Source organism: Psychrosphaera haliotis (assembly GCF_039523615.1).
Taxonomy (GTDB): domain Bacteria; phylum Pseudomonadota; class Gammaproteobacteria; order Enterobacterales; family Alteromonadaceae; genus Psychrosphaera; species Psychrosphaera haliotis.
This window is the reverse complement of record NZ_BAAAFQ010000005.1, coordinates 43,080-66,036: the sequence shown is the minus strand read 5'-3', so window position 1 is coordinate 66,036 and position 22,957 is coordinate 43,080. Positions and strand designations below refer to the sequence as shown.

General features: G+C 37.7%; 18 protein-coding genes. All 18 read right to left on the bottom strand.

What is annotated here, in order from left to right:
- Position 1 precedes the first annotated feature (1 nt).
- The 18 genes from ABD009_RS07205 to ABD009_RS07120 all read right to left on the bottom strand — a co-directional run bounded on the left by ABD009_RS07205 (position 2) and on the right by ABD009_RS07120 (position 22,952).
- Positions 2-751: a WecB/TagA/CpsF family glycosyltransferase gene (locus tag ABD009_RS07205; protein ID WP_343824045.1), complete on the bottom strand. Its 750-nt coding sequence runs from the start codon at positions 749-751 to the stop codon at positions 2-4.
- Positions 752-1,927: a prenyltransferase/squalene oxidase repeat-containing protein gene (locus tag ABD009_RS07200; protein ID WP_343824043.1), complete on the bottom strand. Its 1,176-nt coding sequence runs from the start codon at positions 1,925-1,927 to the stop codon at positions 752-754.
- Between the two features lie 3 nt (positions 1,928-1,930).
- Entirely contained in the window at positions 1,931-3,247 is a 1,317-nt protein-coding gene (locus ABD009_RS07195; RefSeq protein ID WP_343824041.1) for a phenylacetate--CoA ligase family protein, read from the bottom strand.
- A 7-nt stretch (positions 3,248-3,254) separates the two neighbouring features.
- Positions 3,255-4,307, bottom strand: coding sequence for a glycosyltransferase family 4 protein (locus ABD009_RS07190; RefSeq protein WP_343824039.1), 1,053 nt, complete (start codon positions 4,305-4,307; stop codon positions 3,255-3,257).
- A gap of 1 nt (position 4,308) precedes the next feature.
- Positions 4,309-5,451 carry a polysaccharide deacetylase family protein gene (locus tag ABD009_RS07185; RefSeq protein WP_343824037.1) on the bottom strand — a complete coding sequence of 381 codons (1,143 nt, stop codon included), beginning with the start codon at positions 5,449-5,451 and terminating at the stop codon, positions 4,309-4,311.
- A gap of 1 nt (position 5,452) precedes the next feature.
- Positions 5,453-6,037, bottom strand: a complete 585-nt coding sequence (locus ABD009_RS07180) for a hypothetical protein (protein ID WP_343824035.1) — start codon at positions 6,035-6,037, stop codon at positions 5,453-5,455.
- Positions 6,027-7,076 (bottom strand): GNAT family N-acetyltransferase, encoded by a 1,050-nt coding sequence (locus ABD009_RS07175; RefSeq protein WP_343824033.1) that lies wholly within the window; start codon positions 7,074-7,076, stop codon positions 6,027-6,029. Before ABD009_RS07175 ends, ABD009_RS07180 begins: the two co-directional genes overlap by 11 nt.
- Positions 7,054-8,259, bottom strand: coding sequence for a hypothetical protein (locus tag ABD009_RS07170; protein WP_343824031.1), 1,206 nt, complete (start codon positions 8,257-8,259; stop codon positions 7,054-7,056). The genes ABD009_RS07175 and ABD009_RS07170 overlap by 23 nt, the downstream gene beginning before the upstream one ends.
- Positions 8,249-9,436, bottom strand: a complete 1,188-nt coding sequence (locus ABD009_RS07165; RefSeq protein ID WP_343824029.1) for an O-antigen ligase family protein — start codon at positions 9,434-9,436, stop codon at positions 8,249-8,251. Before ABD009_RS07165 ends, ABD009_RS07170 begins: the two co-directional genes overlap by 11 nt.
- Positions 9,436-10,707, bottom strand: a complete 1,272-nt coding sequence (gene wecC / locus ABD009_RS07160; RefSeq protein ID WP_343824027.1) for a UDP-N-acetyl-D-mannosamine dehydrogenase — start codon at positions 10,705-10,707, stop codon at positions 9,436-9,438. Before wecC ends, ABD009_RS07165 begins: the two co-directional genes overlap by 1 nt.
- 43 nt (positions 10,708-10,750) lie before the next feature.
- Positions 10,751-11,869: a non-hydrolyzing UDP-N-acetylglucosamine 2-epimerase gene (gene wecB, locus ABD009_RS07155; protein ID WP_343824025.1), complete on the bottom strand. Its 1,119-nt coding sequence runs from the start codon at positions 11,867-11,869 to the stop codon at positions 10,751-10,753.
- Between the two features lies 1 nt (position 11,870).
- Positions 11,871-12,956: a Wzz/FepE/Etk N-terminal domain-containing protein gene (locus tag ABD009_RS07150; protein ID WP_343824023.1), complete on the bottom strand. Its 1,086-nt coding sequence runs from the start codon at positions 12,954-12,956 to the stop codon at positions 11,871-11,873.
- A gap of 16 nt (positions 12,957-12,972) precedes the next feature.
- Positions 12,973-14,004, bottom strand: a complete 1,032-nt coding sequence (galE, locus tag ABD009_RS07145) for a UDP-glucose 4-epimerase GalE (protein WP_343824021.1) — start codon at positions 14,002-14,004, stop codon at positions 12,973-12,975.
- Positions 14,004-15,182 carry a nucleotide sugar dehydrogenase gene (locus ABD009_RS07140; RefSeq protein ID WP_343824019.1) on the bottom strand — a complete coding sequence of 393 codons (1,179 nt, stop codon included), beginning with the start codon at positions 15,180-15,182 and terminating at the stop codon, positions 14,004-14,006. The genes galE and ABD009_RS07140 overlap by 1 nt, the downstream gene beginning before the upstream one ends.
- Positions 15,182-16,195, bottom strand: a complete 1,014-nt coding sequence (locus tag ABD009_RS07135) for an NAD-dependent epimerase (protein ID WP_343824017.1) — start codon at positions 16,193-16,195, stop codon at positions 15,182-15,184. The genes ABD009_RS07140 and ABD009_RS07135 overlap by 1 nt, the downstream gene beginning before the upstream one ends.
- 42 nt (positions 16,196-16,237) lie before the next feature.
- Positions 16,238-19,039 (bottom strand): SLBB domain-containing protein, encoded by a 2,802-nt coding sequence (locus ABD009_RS07130; protein WP_343824015.1) that lies wholly within the window; start codon positions 19,037-19,039, stop codon positions 16,238-16,240.
- Between the two features lie 263 nt (positions 19,040-19,302).
- Positions 19,303-20,799 carry a peptide MFS transporter gene (locus ABD009_RS07125; protein WP_343824013.1) on the bottom strand — a complete coding sequence of 499 codons (1,497 nt, stop codon included), beginning with the start codon at positions 20,797-20,799 and terminating at the stop codon, positions 19,303-19,305.
- Positions 20,800-20,933: 134 nt separating this feature from the next.
- Entirely contained in the window at positions 20,934-22,952 is a 2,019-nt protein-coding gene (locus ABD009_RS07120) for a sulfatase-like hydrolase/transferase (protein WP_343824011.1), read from the bottom strand.
- Positions 22,953-22,957: the final 5 nt, after the last annotated feature.

The following is a 22,957-nucleotide window of genomic DNA, read 5'->3' as shown; positions in this document are numbered from 1 at the left end:
ATTAACCCTTTGGCTCAGCTTTTTTTGCAAATTTCTCTTTTAACAACAGAACCGCAAATTTTGAATTGGTTACTAAATAGCGCATAAACATTCTCCTTGGTTCCTGTAACACTCTATATAACCACTCAAGTCCATACTTTTGCATCCAAACCGGCGCACGCTTTACCTTACCTGCAACAACGTCAAAAGTACCACCAACGCCCATCACAAAGTTTACACCTAATTGATCTTGCCATTTGTTAATAAAGTTTTCTTTTTTAGGAGAAGTAATAGCAACAAATAACAACTTTGCTCCAGATTCCCTAATTTTTGCAACAACCGCTTCCTCATCATCCCAAAAATAACCGTTATTTATTCCCGCCACTTTTAGATTAGGGTAAAGTTTTTCTACATTCTTTTGAGTCTGCTCTACTACTTCTTGAGTGGCACCAAGCAAGAATACTGGAAAGGCTTCATCTTGGCTCATAGCAAGCAATTCATGAAATAGGTCAACGCCAGCGACTCTTTCAGGAATATCATGGCCACAGAACTTAGCGCCCAACACAACACCTTGACCATCAATATTTATTAGATCACAAGCCTGTACAGACTCATGTAATACTTTGTCTGATTGCATATTAACTAGTTTAGCCACATTAACAACAACGTGTTGAAAAAATTTTTCCTTTTCAATACTTGCCTTTATTAATGCCACCGTTTCTTTCATCGATACTGCATTCATTCTACTGTTTAGAAACGATATTTCTTTCATTTAACTGTTACTGTCCGTTTTAAAGTTTAAATAATAGGCAAAAGAGTAATAAACCCAAGCTTGAGTCCATCGAGTGTAGTTTACCTTATTTAATTGCTGTTTAGTTTTTTGATAAGCAAATCGATTCTCTTTCTGCAAATACAAAGTAAAAAAAGACTTTTCAATTATCCGTTCCGCTAACTCCTGTCTTGCTTTGGTTGGAGCTATTTTTAACAGTGTAATTATAGCTTGGCTAACCGAGTGCATATCTAGCGGGTAGGTGCTGTTATGGTAATAATTGGCTACGCCGTCTTCAGTGAAAAACGTTCTTTCATAATAGTCCATGCCATTTTCAATGCTATTATTAAAATCGTCTATACCTAGTGACTTTCGGATGATATCCAAAGCTTCCAAATTATACCCAGTATGAAAACCATCAATAAATTGATGATGAGGCATAGCCCCATAAACCCATGAACCATCGTCTGCCTGCTGGTTTACCGACTTCTTCGCTACCTTTTTCGCTATCTCTTTAAGGGTTGTATTGTTCGTTGCTTTTCCAACAACAGCTAACCATGCAGCTCCCCACAAACTGGCGTTGTGAACAAACGCAATTTCACCCGGAATATAGGCAATATAATCACCTTCTCTATTAGAGTTGCTATACAGGTGCTTTTGAATAAATAGTGCCGAATCAAATGCGGCAGCCTCAAATTCATTTCCATTCGGTATAGCCTTTGAAAGCTCATATAATGCCTGCGCGACATATATGGTAGTAATAACGTTAGGTTTCCCTTTAGGGACATAAAACGCCTTTGCCTTCCAATCAAAATGATAGCCCCAACAACTATGGTCCCATACCGACTTGTCACATTGTTGCGTTAACAACCAACGACCTAAAGACTCTGCTTCATCTAAATAATGAGTGTCTTTGGTTCGGTGAAAGTCATTTAGTAAGCCCAAAATAAACAAACCAATCCCTTTAGGATTTCGTTTTTTAGGGACCAAAAACAGCGGTCTAAAGTTGACTGGTGAACGTTTAAAAAACTGTGTCCATGCCAAGCCTAAAATGGATTTTTTTAGTGCTGGGCTCCAATCAATAAATTTTGAGTTTAATCCATCAAATGGATCATTACCTGCGAAGTTATCTTTTTTAACCTGTTTTAAAAGGTCTTGATTAAATTGTTCTACTTCCATAAATTACAAATTAGATATTAATAGTTGGTACTTACCATTAGCGTGACGTGTTACTTCGTTTACGATCTCTAACACTATTTCTGCTCTATTCAAACACCCTTTTTGAATTGTGCTCAATAACTGCAGTTTAACTTTCTCATTGAAAGTAGGACCAGGAACAATAAGAACTTTTAAAACACCTTTCGTATCTTGCTTATACTGAAGCTCTTCGATATGGCAATACAAATCTGAGTGCAGATTAAGCGCTGTTGTAGTTATAAAACTATTATCTTTTAGATATATTTTCTCACCATTCCACCGCCCAAGAATTTTAGAAACCGAAAGTCCACTAAAACCACAACTACAAGAACTTTTTCCTTTTACTGCAAAGTCTCCAGTTTTATAGCGTATTAAGGGCATTTGCCTATTATAGTTCGTTGAGCCAATCAACTCCCCTACCAGCCCCTCTTCTTCAACTGTATTACCACTTTCGTCAACTAACTCGGGGTACCCATAAGATGAATAAAAATGATAAGAATGGCTCTCTTCGCACCAAGCGCCTAGAATCAGTTTTTCACTATGACCATAAAAATTAAGGTGTTTTACGCCTTCTAACTTAGCAAAAAGCAGGTTTTGATGAGGATATAGGTTTTCTGAAGACGTAATTATTCCCTTCATAAAGCTATAATCCAATTTATGTGTTAGCAAGAAATTCACAAACCTTTCAGCATTGGATGTATAACCATGAAAAAACTTAATTCGTAACTTTTTCATCGTATTATATATTTTAAATAAATAGTCATCGTTGTGTCTAAACCCGTCAAAAACAACTTCCTTTGTTATTGGGTTCACTAAATGGGTCTTACTCCCCAATTTATCATTGCGTTGTACCGCCCGTATATCATTATCCCATCCAATTTTGTGCCAAATAGCGTGCAAAGCGCCTAACTCATTTCGATAGCGAGTCTTTGGCAAATATATAGACAAAGGTCTACCACTAGTTCCACCAGTTGTACAAAGGTCAGTATTTTCAGTATCTCCATTAAACAGAGTATCCGTATTTTTAATTACTATTTCTTTATCAATAAAGTTTACATATCGTTTAAAATCTTCTTCGCTTTTAACCGTTGGATAATCCAGAGCTTTATAAAAACAATTTTTCTCCAAGGTTAAATTAGCGAAATTTATAAATTCAGAAGTTTGACTATCAAAAAACTCCTCTCGTATTTTTTTGTATTCCTTGCCATAAATTAGCGATGGAAAGGCATTCAGCTTCATTAAATATAAATTAAACCTGACTGGAAGTTTGCTTATTAACTCTAATATTAACTTTTTATTCATGGTGCACTTATGTTGATAAATAAATTGATGTTAGTTTTCGGGTATAAACCGATTCAGAAAATTTTAGGTTTGTGTATGTGAGCCCGGATTTACTTAAGTCAGAATACAATCTTTCACTATCTAATATTTTTCTGACTGCTCTCTCTAATTCATCTAAGTCTCCCGGATGAGCTAAAAGACCAGTTTGACCATTTACAATAACATCTGCTAAACCACCCACATTATAAGCTACCACAGGGACACCGGATAGACTAGCTTCCAACGCTGCCAATCCAAATGACTCAAAATAACTTGGTGATAATAGTAATGTGGACTTCTCTAGCACAGCTTTCTTTTCAAGCTCATTGACCCAGCCTAAATACTTACAGTTGGATTCAATAGACTTATACTCTTCTGAACGCAACAAGCCCTCTTCGTCAATCCCAGCGATATAGTAAGTTAAATTATACCCCCCTTCAATCAAGGCTTTTGCAACATTACAAAAGTCTAAAAAGCCTTTATTTCTGCTAATTCTACCCATATACAATAGGCTAGCGCCGGCTTTAGGGAGTACACGGCTTTTGTCATTGGCGTTCATCAGAGAGTAATTGTGGATTAATGTTATATTTGTCAATTCCACAACAGTCGAGAAAAAGTTAAAAAAGTACTGAGAGACTACAATAACTCTTTTTGAATTAATCAAAACATGTTTTATAAAAAGTTTGTTTAAATATTTTGATTTCTTATAGAATATTTCAAAACCCCCACCATGAATATGAAATATATATTTGAATCTAAATAATCTACAAAGTAATACAAATAAGGATTTACGATAAAAACTGGCATTGCTTGCACAGTGAATATGAATAAGGTCTGGTTTATATGATAAAAACAAGTAAACGAGCTTTACTAATGCTAGAAACAAAATATAAATTTTTTTAAGTTTAGAAGCATCTTTGTATGTATATAAAAAGCGTATGTCTACCTTGCCAGCGAAAATACTTGGATAGCCTGATAACTGCTTCGCCACACCACCATTCGAATTTATATCCGGCCCAATAACAACTATTTTTTTTCTCACATTACAACCCTTTGCATTTTTTAAACTGTAAAGGTTGTTGTAGTTTTCTTGCTGGAATTTGAAAAAACATTCCATTTTTATTGCACTCGACCTTATAACCTATGGGTAATTCAATGTTTCTATCAAGTAATATTGTTATTTCTGTATTTTCCCCAATCAAATAATTGAGCAGTTTTGAGGAGCCTGTGAACACAATTACTAATTCGTTATCTGTTTCAAGCAACTTGGTATTTCTTCTCATCATGATGTAACAATAAACCTCTGTTGCAGTCGCATACCAAATACTCATATCACTTATATAGTCCAAAATAGTTTGTATTTGTGGTTTATCTGAAACAACATTAGGGTACTGGATAACCCCATCAGTCCTCAAGGGAGAAGTGTGTTCTTGAAGTGTTATAATACCCTGATTTTGATATATTTTTGATATTTTTCTTTTTATAGAGCCATGAAAAAAACTTCTGTAATTAGAAGTTAGGTATTTCTTAAGTGGAACATTAAATATTTGCTCCAAACCGTACCTAGAACAATCCACATTAGATGGGAAATAAAAGACAGAATCTATTAGCTCTCCATCAGGGCGTGCCAATTCATTCTCGTCCCACTTATCAAACCACCACGCAATATTGTTTTCAACTAATGAGTTGTGCCCATAACTACCGCTTTCGTACCCACAGAATTTCCCTCCACGGATAGTCCTCCCTAGTGCCTTTGATACTATCGAAAGCCCTTTTTGTGTCGTTTCTGTTGCTTCCTCTAAACTCTCAAAAGCCGACCACTCCTGCACAAACTGACGGTTCGGCAATAGCGTACCATGGGTCAGACCATGATAGGCGATTTCATGACCTTTACTTTCTATATATTTTATAAAATCAGGAAACGCCCCAACATCACAACTGCGTGCATAGTCATAATCTCCGGAGGACTGAATAGTTCGAACGCCTGCCACTAAAAAAAATGTAAACCTTAAACCCGAACATCTAGCAACAAAATGCTCCTCTAGAAAACTAAAAAGCCCATCTTTTTCGGTCGTTTTCCCTCCCCAGTCTCCACCTTCCCTAGAAAAGTAAATATTAGCCAAGTCATCGACCATAAACAACAATGGACTTCTGAACCCTCTAGACCATTTTGAAATTTTAATCATTCTAATGCCTAATCTCTATTTTTGTTTGTAACAGTTCACTCGAAACATTTTCAAAGAACATAAATGAGGTATAGTAAATAAGCCCAACAGATTTAAAACCAACTTTCTTTATAATGTGAATAGATCCTAGATTTTCAACTAGAGACGCAATAAAAACTTCACCTTTAGACTGCCCTGAAATGATGGATAAAGCATAAAAATACAACTTCCTATTGCGGTGACTGGTTTTCGTATAACAGTTGTATATATAAAGGCTGCCTTTAGGAAAACAAAAAGTACGCCTCACTTCGCCTGCATACATATGTTTATTTGTAAAACAAGAAAAATGTACAATTATGCTATTTTCAACAAACAGTAAGATTTGACTCCCTTTTTCAATTTCTTTTTCGACGATACCCAAACAGTAACAATTTTTAAGCTGAAGGCTTTGTAACTCCGATTGTGTGCTAACAACCTTAGCATTTAAGCCGTTTGGTAATAAAACCTCCGATTTACCACCTTCAATCTCAAAAATCTCGAGACAAACATTGGAATTCAATCTCTTTCTAATACGATAAAAGAGTTTTTTTAAAATTTTAAGCCTCATTTTTAAACGGCCTATTTTTGAACAAAGAAAAACACAGTAATAGAACTCGCTTTAATAACCCTTTATTTGTCGCACAGAAAGACATATTTAAGTACTCGTCTGTCAAGAAATAACGCTTGTAAGCCTCTGCGCCCCGTAACATGTCAAACTCATTGAAACCAAGTGACTTATAATGTTCCACAATGCTAAATAGTAACATCATACCAACTGAGTGTTTTTGGTACTCTTTGTCAAAGCTAGGGATATAATAATATACTTTTGAGTTTTTCTTAAAACCAAAGTGGCAGGCTACGACCTTTCCATCAATTTCCATATATGAAAACTCAACAAACTGCTCAAAACCGTTTTCAAATAATTTCCTATAGAAACTTTGTTGCTTGGGGGTATTAAAGCCAATATTTGGAAACTTATTCTTGTGGAATTCCACTAACTTAAACCACTGCCCACCTAAACCTTTAACACCGTCTTGATGATTAAACTTAATCACATGATTTTTCTTAAGTTTTTTCAACCTACGCTCAACATCTTTGGCCTGCTTGTTTGGTATCTCACTGAAATTATCAAATTTAAGTCGAGGGGTTGTTACATTTTGATAGTATAACTTATACCCCTGCATATCTTTAAGGTGCCTTAACAACAACCTACAGTTACGCTCACCGCTAGATAGGTTATCGATCTTCACAAAATCCACTTCATTATATAGTTGTGAAATAGATTTCGAAATTTTCGCAATTACTTTAACACGACTTACACCGCCACTAATAATTACGTCCACATAATCAGAATACTTATTGTTTAGGGCCGTCAACACCTTAATTCTCTTCCAAAGAAATCTATATTCCACAACCTGAAGAGGAAGAGCTCCAATTAGAGCCTCACCATCAAATATGCAAATCAATCTCACGTCTAAACAACCGCTTTCCCATTGAGACTTGAGCCAGACATACTCTGAAAATACAGATGTCTCCCCAGAAATGTCGGCCCATTGACTTTCGAGCTTCTCAAAATCTATAAGACTAGTTATTATTACTGCTTGCATATTTATAAAAACCTTTTACCTTTTGACGTAAATAAACGACTCTCGCAAAACTAGCAAGAGAAAGAACTAGAATGTACCATTCCATTGTAACACCTACTTTTCTGCTAATTAACACAGAAAGTACAACAAAAAATAACGAGTATGCCATATTCGAAGATACGTTGTATTTTTGCTTTGAAGCAAAGAAAAGCAAAAGCCCCTCTGGAACAGAAAACGATGGGGCTAACGTAAAAAGAAACACTCCTAGTAGCAGAAAGTTATTTGATACGAACGGGTTAACTGCACCTAGATTTAGGTAAACTAAACTAGTAATCACTATGATTGAAAATACTCCAGAAATTAAGAATACAATCTTCACCACGTTTCTAAACTTCTCAAGAATAATCTTTGTATTTCCCTTTGAATTAATCGCATTAGATAAATCGGGAGAATAGTAGTTGCTCAACCCTCTAGAAAACAATGTAAAAAACCCAAAAACAGACATCAACATAGCAACCTTATTTGCATTTTCCACCCCCCAATAAAAGTCAATAACTTTAGGGAAAATCGCTATAATCCCTGTACTGACCAATATATTAAACGTATAGAGTGCCACTGTGCCATTCAAAAACATTGGAATGTCTATCCGGGAGTTTTTATACAGTTCAAATATTACAAAATATCCTCCAATAATTAATACGCTACCCAAAGGCGCAAAAAGAAAATATTTTTCTATTGTAAATATAAATATTGGTAAAACGAAGTTAAGTAATAGCAGCGTATCAAATGCTATAAGCCTGTAATAGCATTTAGTTGCTAAAAGAAACATCCTTATCTGTTGATAAACAGAAATTGACATTACAAATAAAATAACACCAAATTTATAATCACTATTAAGCAAAGGAAACATATGTGCAGCAATCAACCAAATAACCAATGTCAAAAAAGAGATACCTAGAGAACTTAATATTGCAGTACATAGTATTTCAATTCGTTTTTCAGTTTTATTAGCCGGCACTTCTTTTAATATTAATGCATTAATGCCTGATGATGAAAAAATACACAGAAAATAAATAAGCGCAAACTCTACAGCATAAACACCGCCGCCAACGCTACCCCAAACGGCCGTTGCTGCTACTAAAGAAAGCAGCTTATGCAAACCTGGCATCCCTGTAGCTATAAGAGCTAAAAACTTAGCATTCATTTCTATTTAATACCGTAAAAAACAACGCTAAAAAAATCACACCCACCCCAGAGTATAGAAAATGCCCACCAAAAAATGAAACAACAAAAATTGCTAACAAAAATGAAACGTTTATCGGCCTATTCGGACCTTTCTTTAAAAATTGATTTTTTCTCAACACCTCAAAAACTAAAACACAATAAATACTGGTTAACACCCCACCAGCAGTGAATATGAGGTCAAAAAAATCCATTTCCACACTATACCTACCAAAAGGGTAGCCTCCTAAAATCAAACTTTGCGGATGCTGAGCAATAAAACCGCTCCATACCTGCTCTAACTTATAATCTCTTCCTGACAACAACAATGTAAGCCAATTCCCGCTGGCGCTATTTGAAAGTTGAAATTTGAAATATGCGATACTACCATCTACTAATAATGCTAATGGAGAAAGGTTTAAATAGAAAATATAAATACTAATAAAAAATACACTGAGGAAAGCGGGAGCATGAAAAACAAAAGCTTTTAACCCAAACCGTTTATAGGCAATCGCAGTTAATAGTATAACATTCATTAATATCGCCGACTTAGTTCCAGTCATAAGGCTTCCTACAATTACTAAACATAGAAAAAAAAGAGATATTAAGCTTTGTTTTTTTAAATGAACCGTACAAGCCCAGAATAATGCAATCAAAAAAAAGCTAGCAGTTTCATTTCCAGCGGATATTATACCTTTAAAGCCAAATCGCTCGGTTTCCCCATAGTTGCTTAAGTACTCGATGGAAAACACTGCACCGATTATAACGGCACTAACGTAACAGAAAATAACAACCATGCTTACTTTGTATACTTTCATCTTACGATGGAGACTAAGGCTAGAAAAAAAACAACAATAGATTGGCAGTGAAAATATTTTTATTAAAAAAATAATATTTTCACTAAACTCCACCTCGCTGATAGTTCCAGTCAAAAGATTAAAGAACGAAATAAAAGTTCCAAATAAAATAGCTAAAATAGCAGTGAAAATAATCTGGATATTCTCTTTCGTTTTTAAAGCCCCCAAAAGCACAACAAACAAAAAGACTGCCCGAATAAATATTGAGTAACGTCCACCTGCGCCGTACACATTTATAAAATCAAATAAAGGTATAATTGCAAACAAAAACAATGCAATTCCATAAATTAGTCCTTTTGACACTAACTTACCTTGTCTTTTAAAATGCCTACAGTGTCAACTACATACAATTTATCAAACCCTATAGAGTAGAACTCTTTGTGCTTGACCAAAATCACGGATAAGTCAGCTTCCGATTTTGCTTCTTCAATACTTAATAACACCAAACCTTCAGTTATAACTTTTCCTATATTGGGTTCTACAGCAATAGTTTTACCTTTGTTTATTTTTAATATACGTTTTGCAATGCTCAAAGCAGGGCTTTCTCTAAGATCATCAATATCTGGCTTAAACGTCAGGCCATAACATGCTATCGTAACATCTTTTGCTGTTTTCTCTGGGTTGGCAATCAAGAAGTCTGCAATCGCTAATTTCACCTTGTTAATTACCCATTCAGGCTTCATGTCATTAACTTTACGAGCTGTATGAATCAGCTGAGCCTCCTCTGGTGTTTCGCTTACAATAAACCATGGATCAACTGCTATGCAATGGCCTCCAACTCCCGGGCCAGGCTGTAGAATATTAATGCGTGGATGACGATTAGCTAGTGATATCAATTCCCATACGTCAATGTCTAACTTGTCGCAAATAATAGATAGCTCATTTGCAAAGGCTATCTGTACGTCACGACAAGAGTTTTCTGTAAGCTTTGCCATTTCTGCAGTTCTTGCATTAGTAACAACACATTCACCTTCAACAAATGTTTTGTACAACTCTATTGAGCGTTCCGAACACTTAGGTGTCATTCCGCCTATAACCCGGTCATTCTCAACCAATTCACGAACAACATGCCCAGGTAAAACTCGTTCAGGACAGTGTGCTACATTAATATCTGGGTTTACACTATCATCTTGCGGAAATGAAAGATCTGTTCTTGATTCTTTTAGCCATCCAGACATTTTTTCTGTTGCGCCTACTGGAGAAGTCGACTCTAAAATAACTAAATCACCTTTTTTTAGAACCGGCGCTATAGACTTAGCAGCCGCCTCAATATAACAAAGATCTGGCTCTGGAATTTCACTATTGTTGGCTTTAAAAGGTGTGGGCACTGCAATTAAAAAGGCATCTGCTGGTTCTGGTGTTAATGTTGCTTTTAAATAACCTTCCGTAACGGCAGCATGAACGACCATATCTAATTCAGGTTCTACAATATGAATCTCTCCACGGTTAATGGTATCTACCGCGTGTGAGTTAACATCAACACCTATTACTTTTTTCCTACGTGATGCAAACATGGCTGCGGTTGGCAAACCGATATAACCTAAACCGATAACTGATACCGTTTCAAAAGACACTGGCATTTCCTTTATAAATATATTTATTAACTTTGTGATGAGCTTATTTAGCTAATATGTCACAAATTCTTTGACAAGCTTGACCGTCACCATAAGGGTTGTGGGCAAAGCTCATTTCTTGGTAAGAATTAGCGTTGTTTAACAAACTAGATACTTCAGAGGTAATTTTTTCTACACCTGTTCCGACTAATTTCACGGTGCCAGCTTCAACTGCTTCTGGTCGCTCTGTTGTATCACGCATGACTAATACTGGCTTACCTAAACTTGGCGCTTCCTCTTGAATGCCACCAGAGTCGGTTAGGATTATGCTTGAGCGATTCATTAAATAAACAAACGGCAAATACTGTTGCGGTTCAATCAAATAAACATTGTTTAAATTAGCTAGCAGTCGATTTACAGGCTCTTGTACCTTTGGATTTAAATGAACAGGATAACAAAACATAACATCAGGGTACTGCAACGCAAGTTTGCTAATAGACTCACAAATTCGTTCAAAACCGCCACCAAAGCTTTCTCTTCTGTGGCCTGTAACAAGTACCAAACGTTTGTTATTATTCAAAAAACCAAAGTTTTTTTCCATAGATAGCTTCAGTCTTGAATCAATTTCGACCTTTTCTTTAACCATTAACAAAGCATCAATCACAGTATTACCTGTTACAAAGATGTTGCTAGAGTCAAAGTTTTCTTTTAACAGGTTTTGTTTGGAGGTTTCCGTTGGGGCAAAGTGGTATTTCGTTATTGCACCGGTTAATTTCCGGTTTGCCTCTTCAGGCCAAGGCGAATAAATATCGCCCGTTCGTAGACCTGCTTCAACATGACCAACTGATATTTGCTCATAATATGATGCTAAACTAGCAGCAAACGTAGTTGCTGTATCGCCATGAACTAATACAACATCAGGCTTAAACTCTTGAAGTACTGGAGTTAACTCCAATAAGATTCGGCTTGTTACTTCCGGTAACGTTTGACCTGCTTTCATTAAATTCAAGTCGTAATCAGGCACGATATCAAACAACGCTAATACCTGGTCTAACATCTCTCTATGTTGTGCTGTCACACAAACTTTAGCTTCTATTCGGGAGTCCGACTCTAATGCCTTTACTAGCGGAGCCATTTTAATAGCTTCAGGGCGAGTTCCGAATACCGTTAATATTTTTTTCATTTTAAACTTCTTTTGAATTTCTAAATGCTGAGATTAAAACTAATAAAGCCCCAAGCATACCGCCTAGAATAAAACTGACTATTACTATAATCGCGCGTTTGGGTTTGGACTTTTCTTTAGGCTCTGAAACTTTTGCTGGTATCAGTGTTTTAAGCAAATATTCATCGCTTATTTCAGTCATCATGATTTTTTGTGTGTGCGACTCTATCATGTTGTAAAACACTTCGCGCATTTGAGAATTTGCTGTAGAGTTAATCTTATCTTCGATAAAACTTATACTATCGAGCGCTTGTTTTTTATCTTGTGCTCTAAAGTATTCATTAATATCGTTTTTTAGTTTATTTGCCATTTCATATGCAACATATGGAGAAAAGTGATTTACTGATATATTAAAAATACCGAGTTCATCATCAAAACTAATAGAAAAAAAATCTTTTTTGATAGCTTTATAAGTTTCAAAGCTCGTTGGCTCCAACGACTCTAAATCAGAAGAAAATAATCCTGAGTCCTGCACCCACTGATTTTTATCTTTATCAAACTTATTAATATCAAACTTCAACTGATTAGTAGATGCATCCCAACCGTTAGCAGCCATGAAGGTGGTTTTTAAATTATACTTTTCAACAAACGTTTCTACATACGGCCAACTATTCATCAACTCTACTGCGTGTTCAATATTGTTACCTGAATCGCCACCACCTAGATTTATACCCGCCATCGATGCTAGTCCACCATACTTAGCAGCAAGCGAAGACAAACCACCTTCACTTTCCTGTTGAGCAGGCACTAGCTTTAATGTTGACGTATAGATATTCGGTAGCGATAAAGCATATAACAAACCAAAAATTGCAATTAGTAGTGCAATAGCAATAATTTTAAACTTGCCATTCCAAATAATTGAGAGTAGACGGCCCAAGTCAATTTCATCTTCGTCAGTCTCGTAGTTCCCATAAGCTACCGTGCACTGACTACTGTATATTAGTGCGTTTTCAATTCGTTCCAACCTTTGAGCCGCCGTTAGCTGTTTTGCTTCATCCAATGAACTTTCAGCTTTTTTATTTGAATCAAAATCGGTGTCTTTTGACATCGTATTTCCTACCTAATTAATTATAACCACTTGGGTTTTTACTTTGCCAACGCCAAGTATCTCTTAGCATTTCTTTCATTCCAAACTCCGCTTTCCAGCCAAGTTCTTTCTCAGACTTTTCTGGATTTGCCCAACACTCGGCAATATCACCTCGTCGTCGTGCTACTATTTCATAAGGTACTTTTTGGCCGGTTTCTTGTTCAAATGTTTTAACCATTTCCAACACTGAATAACCTTGGCCGGTGCCCAAGTTATGAATTAAAACACCATTACCATTATTAATTTTTTCTAGGGCCTTTAAGTGGCCTTTAGCCAAGTCAACTACGTGAATATAGTCACGAACGCCAGTACCATCTGGCGTATTATAGTCATTGCCAAATACACTCAGCTTTTCTAACTCACCCGCTGCTACCTTAGCGATAAACGGCATTAAGTTATTTGGTATCCCTTTAGGGTCCTCACCTATTAATCCAGAAGCATGTGCGCCTATAGGATTAAAGTAGCGTAATATGGATACGCTCCATTTATTATTAGACGCTGCTAAGTCTTGAAGGATGTGCTCCATCATTAGCTTGCTTTGCCCATAAGGGTTGGTTGCCGATGTTGGAAAATCTTCAGTAATGGGAACCGAAGCGGGATCACCATAAACCGTTGCCGATGAACTAAAAACAAACTGACGTATGCCCGCTTTCTCCAGCTCTTCTAATAGTACCAGCGTACCAGTAACGTTGTTTTGATAATAAGTTAGGGGGATTTGAGTAGATTCACCTACCGCTTTTAATGCAGCAAAGTGAATAACTGACTTAATGTTGTTATGCTCAGTGAAAACTTGCTGCAGCAATGTGCGGTCTCGAATGTCACCTTCGTAAAAATGAAAACCCTTCCCTGTAATCTCTTTCACTCGCGCTAAACTTTCTATTGAGGAATTGCACAAGTTATCAATAACAACAACTTGGTAGTCTGTTTTATTGTCTGACAATAATTCTACTATAGTATGGGAGCCTATGTAACCGGCGCCTCCCGTTACTAGTACTGTTTGCTTATTCATTAATCACTCCCAAATAAATCACGAGTGTAAACCTTGTCTGCAATATCTAACAACTCATCTACCATGCGATTTGCAACAATCACGTCACACTTCTGCTTAAACTCGTTCAAATTTTTCACTACACGTGAACGATAAAACTCGTCTTCTTCTAAAACAGGCTCGTATACAACTACTTCAATGCCTTTGGCTTTTATGCGTTTCATAATGCCTTGGATTGCTGAAGCTCTAAAGTTGTCTGACCCGGTTTTCATGATTAAACGGTACATGCCAACACGCTTCGGATTGCGTCGAATGATGGCGTCGGCAATAAAATCTTTACGGGTAGTATTGGCATCAACAATGGCGCGTATTAGGTTTTGAGGTACGGCATTAAAATTGGCTAACAATTGCTTAGTATCTTTAGGCAAGCAATAGCCACCATAACCAAAAGATGGATTATTATAGTGATCGCCAATACGAGGGTCTAAACTCACCCCTTGGATAATTTGTTTGGTATCTAATCCATTGATTTCTGCGTAGCTGTCTAGCTCGTTAAAATAAGCAACACGCATGGCTAAGTAAGTATTTGAAAATAACTTAATGGCTTCCGCTTCCGTGGAATCAGTAAATAAAACATCGATATCTTGTTTTATAGCACCTTGCTCTAACAAGCCTGCAAATACTTTGGCTCTTTCTGATTGCTCACCAACGATAACGCGGCTTGGGTATAAATTGTCATGTAAGGCTTTACCTTCACGTAAAAATTCCGGAGAAAATAAAATATTGTCGCAGTTAAGTTCTTCACTAATTTGTGAAGTGTAGCCTACCGGAACCGTAGATTTTATTACCATGACGGCATTAGGGTTAATGGCCATTACTTGTTTGATTACAGCTTCCACCGATGACGTATTAAAATAGTTAGTTTCTACGTCGTAATCCGTTGGTGTGGCTATCACCACAAAGTCTGCATTTTTGTATGCTGTTTCTGCATCTAAAGTAGCAGAAAAAGAAAGTGGCTTATTAGCTAAAAAATCACTGATTTCGGCATCAACTATGGTGGATTTTTTATTATTTAGTAATTCTACTTTTTCGGCAATTATGTCAACCGCAGTTACATTATTATGCTGCGCTAATAGCATCGCATTAGATAAGCCAACGTAACCAGTGCCGGCAATTGCAATATTGTATTTTTTAGCCATTACTTCCCTACTCCATAAAATGATTTATACCAAGCCACAAACTTAGTGACACCTGTGGTTAAATCAACGCTTGGTTTATAATCTACCGCTTCAAATAAGTCTGCGGTATCCGCCCAGGTTTTGTATACATCGCCTGGTTGCATTGGTTTCATATTTTTTGTGGCGGTAATACCGATAGCCGTTTCAATAGTTTGTACAAAATCTAATAGCTGAACCGGATTACCATTACCAATATTGTACAAACAATAAGGTGCAGAGCTGTTTTTTACACTGCCACTTTCTGGCGTCCAGTTTTCAGTTGAGCTCGGTATTTTACCTGCAACTCTGATTATGCCTTCAACGATGTCATCAATATAAGTGAAATCGCGGCTTAAGTTGCCATTGTTGTATATATCGATGGACTCGCCGTCGATAATTTTTTTTGTAAATTTGAATGGTGCCATATCCGGACGGCCCCATGGACCATACACAGTAAAAAAGCGTAAACCTGAGGTTGGCAAGTTATACAAATGAGAATAAGTATGGCTCATTAACTCGTTGGCTTTTTTGGTGGCGGCGTATAAGGAAATAGGATGATCTACACTGTCATCGCAGCTAAAAGGGGTTTTAGTATTTAAGCCATACACAGAACTAGAAGATGCATAAACAAGATGCTTAACCTTAGTTTGCCTGCACCCTTCTAACACCGTTAGATGACCTACTAAGTTAGCATCAGCGTATGCCATTGGGTTGTCTATTGAATAACGAACCCCAGCTTGGGCCGCCAAGTGGATAACAATATCAAATTGATGCTCTGCAAATAGAGTTGCCATACCCTCACGGTCAGCTAGGTCTAATTTAACAAAAGAAAACTCTTGAATTGGCGCAAGCTCTTTTAGTCTTGCTAACTTTAAAGCAGGGTCGTAATAGGCATTAAGATTATCAAGGCCAATAATTTCATGACCTTGATTAGCCAATGCTCGGACAACATGAAAACCAATAAAACCAGCGGCACCTGTTACTAAATATTTCATTGCATTAATCCCTTGTCCTAACCGTGCTTATTTTAAATTAGATTACAAACGCCCTAAAGCGGCTAAACCTACGGTTAACTGATAGAAAATAGACGTCGATTTTTCCCATAAGGTTAGCTTGTCGGTATAGTTTGCATCTAACGGCACCACTACTGTATCACCAGGATGAACCACAGTATCGTTACCACCCAACCAAGAATAGTCAGGGATGTCCACTAGGCCATTGGCGCGGATAATGTAAACTCTATCGCCATCAGCTTGCTGACGAAAGCCACCACTTGAGCGTAAATAGTCATCTAACTTCCAGTTGTCATTATAAATATGAGACGTCGCTACCTGCACTTCGCCAATAACGTTTACTTCACGGCGGTACGTAGGCACCATTAAACTGTCACCGTTCTCAAGCTGAATGTCATATTGATTAGAAGTGTCTATGACTTTGTCTAAGTCAATTACTAAACGTCCAACACCTTCTACTGTAGTAAGTTGGTCTACCAGGGTTTGAACTTCACCTACGGCAATGTTTGCATAAGAAGACGAGATAGACTTAAAGGCTAACTCTTTGCTCAAGTTGCGCGCTAAGTCGCGAGCTTGCTTTTGCTCTAACTCTTTAAGTGATTCACGAGTGAAAAATGCCGCGTCCGGCGACGCAAATTTAGTTAAGCCGCCTGCACGTTTAATAACGTCTGCTAGGCCTTCACCTTCACGAATAGTATAAGTACCAGGGAATACCACTTCACCCGTCAAGGTGATTTTTGATTCTTTTTGCCAATTAGCTTGCTGGAATACGTTAACCACGTCTTTTGGTGTCACTTGAAGGTTTTGAGAGTTGTCGCCGTTTAGTGCGTTTTTAAGTGAAAAGCGAATATGTGTTTTTTCAGAGTCAGTAGAATTAAACTGTGTTCTAGAGATTTCACCTATTTCTAAATTAGCTGACTCTTGCACGCCACCAGCAGCAGCGACTAGTTCTAACACCGTCGCATTTTTTGAAATTGGATAAACCCCAGGGAAGTTTACCTGACCGTTAATTTCAGCGGTTGGTACATATTGGCCCGGTAAAACGTTTGCCTCAATCAGCTTAATAATAGGCAAAACAAGTTCTTGCCTTGTTAATGTTTTGGTTTTTAGTAACGCTTCTTGTTGTGCTTGAAAATCGCCCGTTTTTAATTCGTAAATATAATTAAAGCCTTCGTTTTCTGTAATGACTTCTTTACGCTTAGCTAACCACTGCTTTTTAAAGGCATCAATTGATTGTGAGCTTGTTTCGTTGGCCAAGTTAATCTTTTCATTAGTCGACAGGTTTTTAACTTCTCTAAGCTTAGCCTGAGTATTTTTATCACTATTTAGGTTGTTAACTAAAAACTCTGCTTCGTCGTAACGATTAAAAAACAAGACTAAATCATTGGCGTTTAAATCAATTTGAGAGCCAGAAAGAACTGCTTTAGGTGCAAAGTGTTGAATACTAATACTGCCAGTTTCATCTTCAGATACTACCAGTGCGTAACTCATATCGGTTGACTGTGTTAAATCATCAGCGCTGCTTATAAGATCACTTAAGCTCATGCCTTCGTAAAACCCATGGCTGCTTGGTCTAGATACAGCACCACCTACATGAACCACTTTGCTGAACTGTTGTGAAATTGGTAATACGCGCACTACATCGCCCGCTTTTAGTGCGTGGCGATTGTTTGCTTGCTGCTTGCGCTTATCAGTTAAATCAATGCGCTTAACGGCACGTTGGTAGTTTTCATCTAACGTGGTAACCAATACATTTTTAGGATAGGCCAGCGAGGTTAACCCGCCAGCTAGTTTTATTGCGCTGCGAATATCGTCTGAGCTTTTTACTTCATAAATAGCTGGGCGTCTAACTTCACCGTATATTTTTACTTGTGATTGTACTGAGTTTACAAATACCACATCACCCTGTTGTAAACGCTGATCTGAAGTAACATCGCCTTGTGTAAACAATTTGTATAAATCTAAGGTTGAAACGTGCTTGCCTGCTCGTTTAAGTTGAATATCACGAAGTGAACCGACTTCCGTTGGACCACCACTAATAAAAATGGCGTTGGTCATGGTAGACAAGCTTGATAATTGATAAGCACCTGGCTTTTGTACATCACCAACCACATAAACTTGAATTGAGCGTAAGCCAGCAATAGAAACCGATGACTTAATACCTATCATGCTTACTTCAATTACATCAGCAATACGTTGCTTTACTTCTTGATAAGTTAAACCTGCTACCGTTAGAGGCTGCAGTTCAGCAAAAGTAATTTTACCTTCATTATCAATAGTCACTTGTTCCGTTGATGACTCTTTGCCATATAACGCAATTTCTAATGAATCACCAGGGCCTACAATATAATCCGCTGGTACGGCAGTGCTTTCACCCGGTATGAAGGACGTTTGCATGTCTTTAAACATGTCGTAACCAAAAGGTTTTAATTCGTTAAGGTTGTTTTTATCTACTTTTTTCGATTCTTTTAGTAAAGCAGCACCAAATGCATCGCTGCCGGTGTCATTAACGTATTGCTGTTCAGGAGCAGGTTGAGTTTGCTGATTGTTTTGGTTGCCACCAAGATTTCCAAAGCTGTTGATGTCAATGCCAAACTGTTTGGCTAATGCTTCCTGCTGTGACTTAGGCAGTTTTTTAAACTGTTCTATTTGGGCAGCCGATGGCGTGGTGGTAATTTGCGCAGTTGCGCTTGGGGAAATAAAAGCAGCAGAAGACAACATTGTTGTTAATAATGCGGCCGCAGTCGTTGTTTTTAACGTGCGTTTACTGCAAAAACGTTTACTGCAAAATAAAGAAGCGAACCCTTTAGAAAAGGCCTTATACATAAAAATTTCCTCAACCGAACTATTTAAGCATGTGCGGTGAAGTCATTCATGCGTAGTCCTTCACCTTAAAATCGACGTTGAATAATACAGCATGTGATTATTAGATGCATTAGTTTTGTTCGCTCTTATGGTCTCCTGCTTTGATTTTAACCGCTTTGTAAAACACACTGCCTAAATAACAAAAAACCAGCCGAAGCTGGTTTTTCTTTAAATTAACTCGGTAGCAGGAACAATGATTACTCTGCTACCTTCACACCTTAAAATTAGATGTGTTTCTCTTGTGTACCTTCATGGTCACCAACAACAGACATTTCTTCTTCTAGCTTAGACTCTAGGTCATCCGCTGATTGGAAATCTTCTGCGCCGTGCATCCAGTCTACAAGCTTGTCGCTTAATAACCATAAGCAAATGCCGCCTAAGAACGCCATAACCGCAACGCCACCAAATGTAGATAGTGGACCAGCGTCACCAACTAACTGACCAATAGCCGCTGCAGCATAGTTACCTAAACCAGAGAACAAGAACCACATACCCATTAGTAATGAAGTATATTTAAGTGGTGCTAAACGAGAAACCATTGATAGGCCGATTGGCGATAAACAAAGTTCACCCATTGTGTGGAAGATGTACGCCATTACTAACCAGATAACGTGTGCTTTCATGTTGGCGTCGTCACCAATTTGAAGTGCTGCACCTACCATTGAGATAAAGCCGAGACCTAAGAAGAACATACCCAAGGCAAATTTCTTAGGCGAGTTAGGCTCTGCAGCTCCCATTTTTAACCACATAGCAGCAAACATTGGTGCCATAATGATAATGAAAATTGGGTTAACAGACTGTAACCATGACGCAGGCATTTCCCAACCAAAGAATACTAGGTCAGTTTTGTATTTTGCGAATAAGTTCATTGAACCAGCAGCTTGCTCAAAGCCTGCCCAGAAAATGATAGTGAAGAATGACATGATTAAAATTACTTTAACGCGGTCACGCTCTTCAGGTGTTAATGGTTTGTTTGCAACGGCATCTTTACCAGAAGTTTGTTTTGCAGATGGCTCAACACCAACGTTACCAAGGTATTTGTTAGATAGAGCTAACTGAAGTAACACACCTAGTAACATACCAACACCCGCTACTAAGAAGCCGTATTGATAGTCAAATTTCTCACCAACTGTACCAACAACAAAGTAACCTAAGATAGAACCAGTATTGATACCCATGTAGAAGATAGTAAATGCTGCGTCACGACGTTTGTCGCCTTCAACATACAAATCACCAACCATGGTAGAGATATTAGGTTTGAAGAAACCGTTACCAACAATAAGAAGCGCTAGGCCTAACCATAGGAATGTTTGTTCCATGCCAGCAATGTACTCGTGTGGAGTACCTAAAGCGAATTGACCAAACATCATTACGATGCCGCCAAAGATAATAGATTTACGTTGACCCCAAACGTTGTCAGCCATCCAACCACCAAGTACTGGTGTTACATAAACTAACATCGCATAAGTACCAAGAATACCTAGTGCTTTCTTTTGAAGTTCAGTTTGGTATAAATCGTCAGCGCCAGCGGCCGCCGCATCAATACCAAAGTAAGCCATGTCCCAACCCATTGCGGTTGCAGTTGCAAGGCTTGATAAATAAAGGACGAAGATACCACGCATACCGTAGTAACTCATGCGCTCCCACATTTCCGTTCCGAATAGCAGGAAGAGGCCCTTAGGATGGCCTAACATCTCCCCTGCTGATGCAGATTTATTCATAATTTACCCTTTTTTATTTTTATAATATTTATATATTATTTTTATATTAAAAATTTAACCTCAAGATTTATACAGTCATCAACGCTAGGTTGCAAGGCTATAGCGGTACATTGCATAAATATGAGACAAACTGTTTATCGATTGAGCATTGACGTGGATTGTATTTTTAATTTATTCAACTTTTGAAAGTTTACTTCGCTTGCGCTTTTGTTCATGTCGTTAAAGTTATAGTTACCCAACGCCAAGTTTGTGGAAAACACGGAGTTGTCCATTATATAAGCGGTATCAATGTAGCTCGCCACCACTAAGCCGTCTCGGTCTGGCCTTTCATTAAACAATGAAAAGCCACTTGCGTAATCACTTACTGGATTTTTACAAGCCAAAACATCCGCCATAATAGTCGGCACTAAATCTACATGACCAGTTAGCTGATTTGTTGATTTAATTAATGATTTACCCTGTGATACCAATGCTTGCTTTAGTTTTGCACCTTGATGAATAACCATAGGTACGGCAACTTGGGCACGACTAAAGTTATTGCCATGTCCCCAAAAGCCAATTTTGTTATCATCAAACTCTTCGCCATGATCAGACGTGATCACTGTTAGTGTATTCTCAGCGTATTGCGATTCCGCTACGCTCGACCAAATTTGACCAAATAAGTCATCAATGTAGTGCACGGAGTTTTTATAACGATTAACTAGCGGACCCGGTTCCATTCCAGGATTAAATACAAAGCGCTCTGGGTTTTGTTCAACCGGTGTAAACTTTTCAAAACGATTTGGATAGTTATAAGCATGATGCGACGAGGTTAAAAACACGAGTTTAAACCATGGCTTGTTTGATTTGTTACCTGCCCGTATATCTTGAATAACTCGTTCCGTTACTACGGCATCATTTACGTCAACGTCTGCATCCATTGGATTAAAAAATTGCGACTCATCTAATTGGCCAAATAACATGGTTTGCAATGAGAATGGCTCTAAGTTAGACGAGGTGTAAACACCAATGTCATAACCTAAGTTTTCTAACTGTTTTATAAACGCACTTCTGTTGGCCATAGGTGCACTTTCTGCAAATGGGCGATAGGTTGGGTTTAGACCATAAAGCAATGAAAACATGCCATTGACGGTAACGCTGCCGCCGCTAAGGTGATTATTAAACTGGCTGCTATTAGGCAGTTCGCTTATGGCGTGTATTTTTGGTGTCACATCTGCATTTAATGCATCCTGTCGCCAACTTTCTGCAACAAAAATTAAGATGTTTGGACGAAGCCCAACAACCTCACCCATAGACTGACTTTTAGAGCCACCTTTAGAATCACTACTAGAATCAACGTTAGAATCACTACTAGAATCAACCTCAGAATCACTCTTAGAGCCAGCAGCAGATCTATCACGGGGTTCAACCTGACACTGAAGTTCAGATTTAGGGTATTTGAACAGTCCACCTTTACTACTGTCATTTACTAAGTTGGATAACAAGGCTTGTTCTTCGTGGTTAATTTTTGGAAATACCGACGGCCATTTAGCTTGTAGCTTTGCCATCAAGCTGCCTGATGTAATAGGTGCATAATATGGCAAATATGGCGTGTATTTAGTAACGGCATTCACTTTATATTCAAAACCAACAATATGAATAAGCTGACTTATTAAAAACAAGCCAAACATTATGCCATTAACTTTTAAAGGCTTGAGCCGCGGTGCTTTTTTTATTAAATAAATAACAACCAGGGCATTTATTGCAAAAACTAAAGCGGCAACCACAATTGATGCCAACACCATTCCAATAGAAATGCCAACGCCTTTAAAGTCATTAATTAGCATATTAAAAAACATTAAGTCGCCGTGAAAACGGTAAACTCGGAATAAGAAAAAGTCAGCGATAAGTGCCAAATCAATTAACGTTTTGCCCGCCACTAGTACCCAAATGGTCTGTTTAAACCATAACAGTGGCTGCAGTAACGTGGTGATAAACAAAAGTATAACGAAGTAATAAAGCGGAGTCAGTGAAGCGTAAATGCCACCCCAAATACTTGATGGCCAGCCTGCTAAACCAGTAAAACCGATGAGCAGTAAAAAGCTAAAGGCAAAGCTCACTAACAGAAACTTATAGCTAAGCGAACCGTTCTTTTTTATATCAAAAAAATCCATTTATA